This is a genomic window from Corallococcus llansteffanensis (assembly GCF_003612055.1).
In the GTDB taxonomy this organism is placed as follows: domain Bacteria; phylum Myxococcota; class Myxococcia; order Myxococcales; family Myxococcaceae; genus Corallococcus; species Corallococcus llansteffanensis.
Genome location: NZ_RAWB01000515.1, coordinates 1 through 7133, shown reverse-complemented (window position 1 = coordinate 7133; position 7133 = coordinate 1). Strand labels below are relative to the sequence as shown.

The following is a 7133-nucleotide window of genomic DNA, read 5'->3' as shown; positions in this document are numbered from 1 at the left end:
CGAAGGGCCGTTACCGAGGCACGCGCCGCAACCTCTTTGACCTCAGGCGACTCGCGGTCGTCCAAAACCTCGAGGTCGCCGCGCGTTACCAGCGCGCGGCGTGACCTAACCTGTTCGGCGCTCTAGGAGAGGCCCACCACCACCTCCGCCTCGACGGTGCCCCGGGCCATGGCGGCCCGCTCGTAGCGCTCGAAGTCGGCGGCGAAGCGGCGCTCTCCTCGCCGCTCCCACGCATTCCAGACATGGGACCAGGTCTGCCAGAGCGCCTGGGCCGGGTCCCCCCTGGCGATGAAGCGCGCGTAGTCGCCGCGGGGGATGACGGCCCTGCGCAGGCCCTCGGGGACGGGCGCCTTCGCGTCGGCTCGCGTCCCGAGGAGCATCGTGTAGGGGCCGGTGTGGTCACGCTCGTAGTCGCAATAGACGGCGTAGATGTCGTGCGCCGGATCCAGCGTGGGCAGGTGCTCCTGCATGAACCGCTGCCAGAAGAGGGGAATGTCCCGGGCGGCCTGCTCCGGGGACATGCGCACCGCCGGGCCGATGATGACGACGTCTTCGTCCTGCTTCAGGTACTCCGCATGCATCTGGACTCTCCTCCGTGGGGGACGACGCGGAGGAAGGTAGCGGGGGCGCCGGGAGCCCATTTGATGGCCCGTGCTCTTTTCGGGGCCGTCCCGAAGCCTGCCCGGCCCCCCGCGATGGCTGGATTGCCGGCCTCAGTTGATGGGGCAGCTGCCGCCGGAGCAGTAGAAGCAGGCGCTGGTGCAGTTGCCGCCACTGCAGAGCGAGATGTCGGAGCCGTGGCAGGTGGGCGACGAGACATCCTGCAGGGTGTAGTCCGTATAGATGTCTCCGCAGGCAATCACCCGGTCGTCGGGGCCACCGTTGGCCTCCACGGACATGCTGTTGCCCACATACGTGTCACCGCTCGCGGTCTTGCCCTTCTTCCACGAGCCATAGGCGACGAAGTTGGCGGCGTTCGCGGGAACGATCGCCGTCCCCGGCTTGTAGTGGAGCATGCCGTTGACCGGCACCTGCACGGTGACGGTGCCCGATGCGCCGCGAGCGCGGTTGAAGGTGACGGGCCCGTTGCCACTGCAGTTGGCGACACCGAAGTGGGCGGCGTGCCCCGGGTGGTTGAAGTTGACGCCATTCCACCAGTCGGTCGTGCGGAGCCGGACCACCGTGGCCGTTCCCTTGATGATGTCGCAGGACCGGAGTTTGGGCTCACACGAGCCGCGATCCTGGGTCCCGAGCGGGAAGTCACACCCGCTGGTGCAGTACGTGTCGCTCGGGTGGGCGGTGCTGATGACCTCCTGGCTCGGATCACCACACGTGGCGTCGCCATACTCGGAGGCGACCCAGGCCCGGAAGGACGTGGTGCAGCCCGCGGCCATGGACTGTCCGCCGGAGTCGAACCCGGAGGGCAGCTCCGCGAGCGCGGCCGCGTTCTCCCGCTGGAGCTGCTCGCGCGCGGTGACGTCCACCGCGAAGAGCGACTCGCGGGCGAGCGCCGCCGGCAGCTCCTGCCGGGAAGGGGCCAGCGCGAGGAACACCTCCGCGGGCGTGTGCTTCTTGAGGAAGCGGGGGGCCACGAGGGGGCGCTGCGGGTAGGTCGCCATGACGGCGATGTCCACCACGCCATCGTCGTTCTCGAGCCAGACGACGTGGTTGCCACGGGCGCCGGTGACCCGCGCAATCTCACGCGGTCCGGAGGCCGCCGGCGATTGTGCGAGGACAGGGGTCGCACCCAGCAGCCAGGCGGCGCTGGTGAGGGCAAGGGCGAGGGAGGTCGAGGACGGCTTCACGGGGACTGCTCCAGGAAAGGACGGCGTTGAATCGCCGCGATTCCTGCAACGGAAGTCCCCGCGTATTTCCCTCACCCCGGGAGGCCGACCTCCGCGCAAGCGGCGGCCTTCAGCCGTGCGCGGTCGACGCCCAGGGCCGTCAGCGCACGCACCGCGGTGCCGCGCTCGAGCGCGCATGCGGCCGCGACGACATGCGCGCTCCTCAGCCGCGAGGGGCGGGTCGACTTCGAGAGGGCGACGGCCTGCTGGAACACCTGCTGCGCCTGCGGCGTCGACCGGAAGGCGCCAGGGGCGGGCCGACGCTCCACCGGCGCCTCCACCCCATCGTCGTCCTCCGCGAGCCCGGCAGCGGCCAGCGCGTTGTGGTGCGCGGCCTCGATCGCCTTGCGCAGCGCCGAGCTGTCCGCCCCGACGCGCTCGAACGCGCGCACCGCGCTTCCGTCGGGAAGCTCGAGCGCCGACAGCAGGAGGTGCTCGGGGCCCGGCAGCTCCTCGCCGGCGCGCAGCGCCTCTGCCTCCGCCTTCGTCAGCAACTGCTGGATGGTCCTCAGGTCCCTCACGGCGTTCAACAGCCCCATGACGTCCTCCTCGGTGGTGGTCAGCGCAGCTGCGGGGTGAACTTCTTGTGTGCGGCCTGGGCGCTGATGCCAAGCGCCTCGCCGATCTGCGCCCAGGTCCAGCCCTGGCGGACGGCCTCGATCACCGCCGCGAGCTCGAGCTGGGTCGCTCGCCGGCGCATGGCGACGACCGCCGCCAGCGCCGCCTCGGGGTCATCCGGGGCCGGGATTCCCTTCAGGTCCTTCATGTCCATCAACCTAGGTTGATGGACTCCTGTTGTCAACCCAGGTTGATGGACATGCGCGGCATGTTCGAGCCCACTTCCGGTGGGCGGTGGCGCACTTCAAGCAGCGCGGACCTCCCGGCGCCCTCCCCGCCGCGACATCCCCAGCGCCACGGCCGCGAGGACGACGAGCCCCACCCAGGCATGCCGCGATGCGGCCTCGACCCACGGCCCCAGGGGCGTGCCCACACCCAGGGCCCGCTCGAGCACCCAGCCACACGCGGCGGCGCCTCCCACCGCCGCGCCGCCGATGCGGAGCACGGTGAAGCCGCGCCCCCGGCTCCACAGCAGGAGCCAGGGCAGGACGAGCAGCACCACCGCGGCCTGCATCGCCTCGATGCCCAGGTTGAAGCCCAGGATGCTCAGCGCCAGCGCCCCCGAATCCAACCCCATCCCCGCCAGCACCGTCGCGAACGCGAGCCCGTGCACGAGCCCGAACGCGGCCGCCACGAGCGGCTCCCGGCCCGGGAAGAGCGGGCGCCCCGCGTGCACGGCGGACACGAGGATGCTCACCGCGATGAGCACCTCCACGGGCTGGCTCGGCAGGCGGAGGACACCCACGGTAGCGGCCGCCAGCGTGAGCGAGTGGCCCACGGTGAAGGCCGTCACCACCCCGAGGACGCGCTTGAGGCTCGAGCCCAGGCGGTCCGGCTCCCGCCAGCGGCCCCCGCGCGCGCACAGCGACGCGGGCAGCAGCAGCACGAGCAGGAAGAGCAGGTGGTCCGTCCCCTCGGCGATGTGGCGCAGGCCGAGGCGGAAGGCGGCCTGGAAGCCCGTCCACCACGAGCCGTGCGTCCGGTCGATGAGGAGCGACGGCGTCTGCGCGCTCACCACGCCCACCAACTCCTGACCCTCGCCGAAGAGGCCGGTGTGGAAGTCGCGCCGCACTGACACGAGCGCGCGGTGGTTCATCACCTGATGCAGCACCAGTGTGTCGGTGAGCGTGAACGCGCGCGCCGAGGCGCCTGGGGGCGCGCGCAGCGTGACGTGCGCGACGAGGCAGTCACCGTCCTGAACGCGCTGCACGCCCACGGCGCCGACCTCCACCTGGAAGGGACGGCCATCCGGCGTGCTCGCGCCGAAGTGCTCCCGGACGTAGGCCGGCAGCCGCGCGGCGCGCTCGCGGAGGACCTCCGCGGGCACCGCGTCGAAGGAGCCGGTCAGCGCGAGCGCGAGCTGGTCCGGGGGGAGCTGGAGCTCGGCCTCCACCGCATGCTCCCCGAGGTCGAGGAGCACGGCCGTGTCGCGCACGAGGTGCGCGCGGGCGGATGTCCCCGCCAGGAGCACGGCGAGGCCCAGCGTCCATGCCCGACCCTTCGTCGTTCTCCTGGCAAGGGCGGTGCTCATGGCGTGAGCTGGTTCCCGTAGTCCGTCTGCTTGTCGCGGTAGATGGTGTGGTAGTGCGTCTGGCCCCGGATGACGACGCCCCCCTGGCAGGCCACTTCAATCCAGACGCGGGGCCCGTCGATGCGCATGTACGTGCCGTTGACGTCCACGTTGACGCCCGCGGACTTCGTGCCGGCCCAGGCCACGTAGGTGTGGGCGTAGGACTCCTGCGACGTGTACGCCGCCACGAGCGGGTCGGAGATGGCGGGCGCGAAGTCGCGCACCCACTTCTGGATGGCCGCCGTCACCAGCGCCTGCTGGCTCGCGGAGAGCGTGGAGACGAGCACGCCGGCCTGGGCCGGGAAGACGACCTTCGAATAGCTGCCGGTCCCGAACTCCACGGGCCCGAGCACGACGTCGGAGAAGGTGCCCGGCAGGTATGCGGCGTCGAGCTGCTCGGCGCTCAGGGCGCTGTACAGGGCGACCATCGCGTCGCCGTCGTCCGCGAGCGGCGCGTAGGTCTCGCCGTTCACGGTGAAGGCCCCCTTCGGTTCGACGCCGATGTGATTGGGTGTCGGGTAGCCCGTGCCGTTGAGGTACGTCACGTTGTAGGCCAGGTGGTGGCCGCCAATCTGGAGCATCCAGTTGCCCGTCGTGGACGGCGTCCCGATGAACGCGATGACGTAGTTGCTCGCGCCGTAGGCGAGCACGAGGCCGCCCATGCCGCCGTCGCCGCCGGGCGGGCCGCCCATGCCGCCGTCACCGCCAGGAGGGCCGCCCATGCCGCCATCGCCGCCGGGAGGACCGCCCATGCCGCCATCCTGCGCGCCGAGGTAGTCATCCGCCGCGAACACCCCCGTCATGTCCGAGTAGCCCTCGGGGGTGAGGACCAGGGCGGCGAGCTTCAGCTCTGCCTCCTTGCTCTCATCGCTCAACGTGCCCCACTTCAGGCCATTGCGCGTGACGCCAGGCAGGTTGGACCAGTACGTCTTCGCGACGTTGTCCGTCCAGTCGGAGACGAGCGAGGCGCGCTGGTCTTCCGTCAGCGTGGCGAGGAAGGCATTGGACGCGCAGACCACCTGCTCGATGTGCGTCGTGGCGGTCGAGCAGTCCGCCGTCGTGGCCCCTCCATCCGTACTGGGGTCCGGGTCTCCATCGCAGGCGCTGAGGGCCAGGAATGAGCAGCTCACTCCGAGAAACAGCCATCTGACAGCATGTCGTTGCATTCACATCCCCTGGCAAGGGTCCGCCAGGGTCTGCTTCTAGTGCTGAGTCCTTAAGCAATCCTGAAGCCCCCGCTCCGTCATGAACGGAGCGGGGGCTGGAGCGACTTGTCTCAGTAGAGGGCGCTCAGCGCGGTGCGGTCAGAGCTGCTCCACTCGCCGCTCTCGTTCGAACGGAAGCAGGAGTTCATGACCGACCCGCCCACCGTGGCCGTGGTCGGCGTCCCGGGGATGTGGATGGCGCCCACGTTGGAGGCGCCTTCGTCGCCACCGCTGCCGCAGCTGATGGCGCGGTTGTAGTAGTCCGTGTGGCGGAAGCCGATCGTGTGGCCGATCTCGTGGGTGATGACGTGCTCGTTCACGTCGACGCTGTAGTCCTGCAGCCCGACGCCGATGTTGATGGTGCCGTAGGGCTTGCCGCCCTTGGGGAAGCCCGAGGAGCCACCCACGCCGGACGTGGTCCTCGCGGCGATGCTCGCGCTGCAGCCGGTGGCCGGTCCGCGCACCAGGGTGAAGGAGAGCCCCTGGCTGTTGTAGTTCTCGATGGCCAGGTCGAGCCCCTGGCTGAGCCGGGTGTAGCTGTTGAACTGTGACGTGGGATTGACGCAGATCTTCGTCACGCTGGTGCCGACGAGGTTGGTGGTCCGGTACTGCTCCAAGGTCTCATGGCCCGGCTGGATCATCTCCTGGGACGCCTCGAGGGTGACGTGAGCGTCGCGCCCCACGTACACGTCGCCGTCGACGACCATGATGTCGTTCTCGGGGAACCCGGCCTCGATCAGGTTGGAGACAATCTCCTCCTGGGCCGCGAGCTGCGTATCGGTGTCGGTACCGCAGCCAGACAACAACGCGCCACAGCTCACCACGAGCACTGCCGCACTCTTGAACATGGGTGTTCTCCCTCTCGCCAGGACCGGGGCGGTCCTTCTCGATTTCTTGGAATATTCTACGCGAAAAACCCAAGATACAAGAAAATTCCAGGATACTGGATAGGAGTGTCAAACAGGTAATGTCTGATGACACACGACAGCACCGGCTGCCCGCGACAGACCCCCGGCGGTAGCATGGATGTTGTCGACAACGTCGGTTCACCACCCACCCGAGCGCCCCATGCCGCCCACCGGCTTCCAGCCCGCGGATCCCGCGTACGCCGAGCGCGTGCGTGCCAGCTTCGCCCTCCAGGCCGCGATGGGCACCATTGGCGCGGAGCTCGTGCGCGTGGAGGCCGGCGAGGTGGAGGTGCAACTGGCCTGGGCTGCGCACCTCACCCAGCAGCACGGCTTCCTGCATGGGGGCATCATCGGGGCCGCGCTCGATTCGGCCTGTGGCTACGCCGCCTCCACGCTGATGCCGGCGGACGTGGGCGTGCTCAGCATTGAATACAAGATCAACTTCGTCGCGCCGGCCCGGGGTCAGCGCTTCCGCCTGGTCGGCACGGTGGTCAAGTCGGGTCGCACGATCAGCGTGGTCGAAGGCCGGGGCTACGCCGTCGAGGGCGACCGCGAGAAGCTGATCGCCACGATGATCGCCACGATGATGGCGGTCGCCGGCCGCGACGACATCAAGTCCTAGCCTACGACCTGAACGCGGCGGTGACTGCAACCCCCGTCTTCACCGAGCGCGCGCAGCGTGTCCGCCACCCGGCGCAGGTCCTCTTTCCGCAACAAGGCGCGCGTCGAGTCATTGGAGGCGGCGGGAATCGAAACCGCAGACAAGGCGATAGGAAACCCCAAGCAGGACGCGCTGTTACCCACTATCGCCTTGAGCTCACGTCGGTTCGTTGTGCCGCTCCATCCCGTCTTCCCCCGTCTTGTCCCGTTCTCATCCCCGCTGGAGGGGCACACTGGGGGCACATGCGGCCCCACAGGGTCAACCCGCTCACGGACGCGAGCGGCCCGAGTTCCCCAGTCTCGCAGGGCTCACGAGAAGCCCGTGAGA

The 7133-nt window shown here is 69.5% G+C and carries 8 protein-coding genes; 1 reads left to right on the top strand and 7 read right to left on the bottom strand.

The window, feature by feature from the left end; translation table 11 throughout:
- Positions 1–122: 122 nt before the first annotated feature.
- The 7 genes from D7V93_RS33730 to D7V93_RS33700 all read right to left on the bottom strand — a co-directional run bounded on the left by D7V93_RS33730 (position 123) and on the right by D7V93_RS33700 (position 6085).
- Positions 123–581: a GyrI-like domain-containing protein gene (locus D7V93_RS33730; protein WP_158623925.1), complete on the bottom strand. Its 459-nt coding sequence runs from the start codon at positions 579–581 to the stop codon at positions 123–125.
- Between the two features lie 132 nt (positions 582–713).
- Positions 714–1805, bottom strand: a complete 1092-nt coding sequence (locus D7V93_RS33725) for a hypothetical protein (RefSeq protein WP_120647288.1) — start codon at positions 1803–1805, stop codon at positions 714–716.
- A 71-nt stretch (positions 1806–1876) separates the two neighbouring features.
- Positions 1877–2383 carry a Clp protease N-terminal domain-containing protein gene (locus D7V93_RS33720; RefSeq protein ID WP_208723245.1) on the bottom strand — a complete coding sequence of 169 codons (507 nt, stop codon included), beginning with the start codon at positions 2381–2383 and terminating at the stop codon, positions 1877–1879.
- Positions 2384–2403: 20 nt separating this feature from the next.
- Positions 2404–2610: a helix-turn-helix domain-containing protein gene (locus D7V93_RS33715; protein ID WP_120647290.1), complete on the bottom strand. Its 207-nt coding sequence runs from the start codon at positions 2608–2610 to the stop codon at positions 2404–2406.
- A gap of 96 nt (positions 2611–2706) precedes the next feature.
- Positions 2707–3993, bottom strand: a complete 1287-nt coding sequence (locus D7V93_RS33710) for a HupE/UreJ family protein (RefSeq protein ID WP_147451478.1) — start codon at positions 3991–3993, stop codon at positions 2707–2709.
- Positions 3990–5162, bottom strand: coding sequence for a DUF3500 domain-containing protein (locus tag D7V93_RS33705; RefSeq protein WP_158623924.1), 1173 nt, complete (start codon positions 5160–5162; stop codon positions 3990–3992). Before D7V93_RS33705 ends, D7V93_RS33710 begins: the two co-directional genes overlap by 4 nt.
- A 146-nt stretch (positions 5163–5308) precedes the next feature.
- The gene (locus D7V93_RS33700; protein WP_120647284.1) at positions 5309–6085 is read right to left on the bottom strand and encodes a zinc-dependent metalloprotease; all 777 of its coding nucleotides are present in this window, start codon (positions 6083–6085) and stop codon (positions 5309–5311) included.
- Between the two features lie 220 nt (positions 6086–6305).
- Here D7V93_RS33700 and D7V93_RS33695 point away from each other — a divergent pair, with 220 nt between their 5' ends.
- Complete coding sequence (locus D7V93_RS33695) at positions 6306–6767, top strand: PaaI family thioesterase (RefSeq protein WP_120647283.1); 462 nt, start codon at positions 6306–6308, stop codon at positions 6765–6767.
- The last annotated feature ends 366 nt before the right edge of the window (positions 6768–7133 follow it).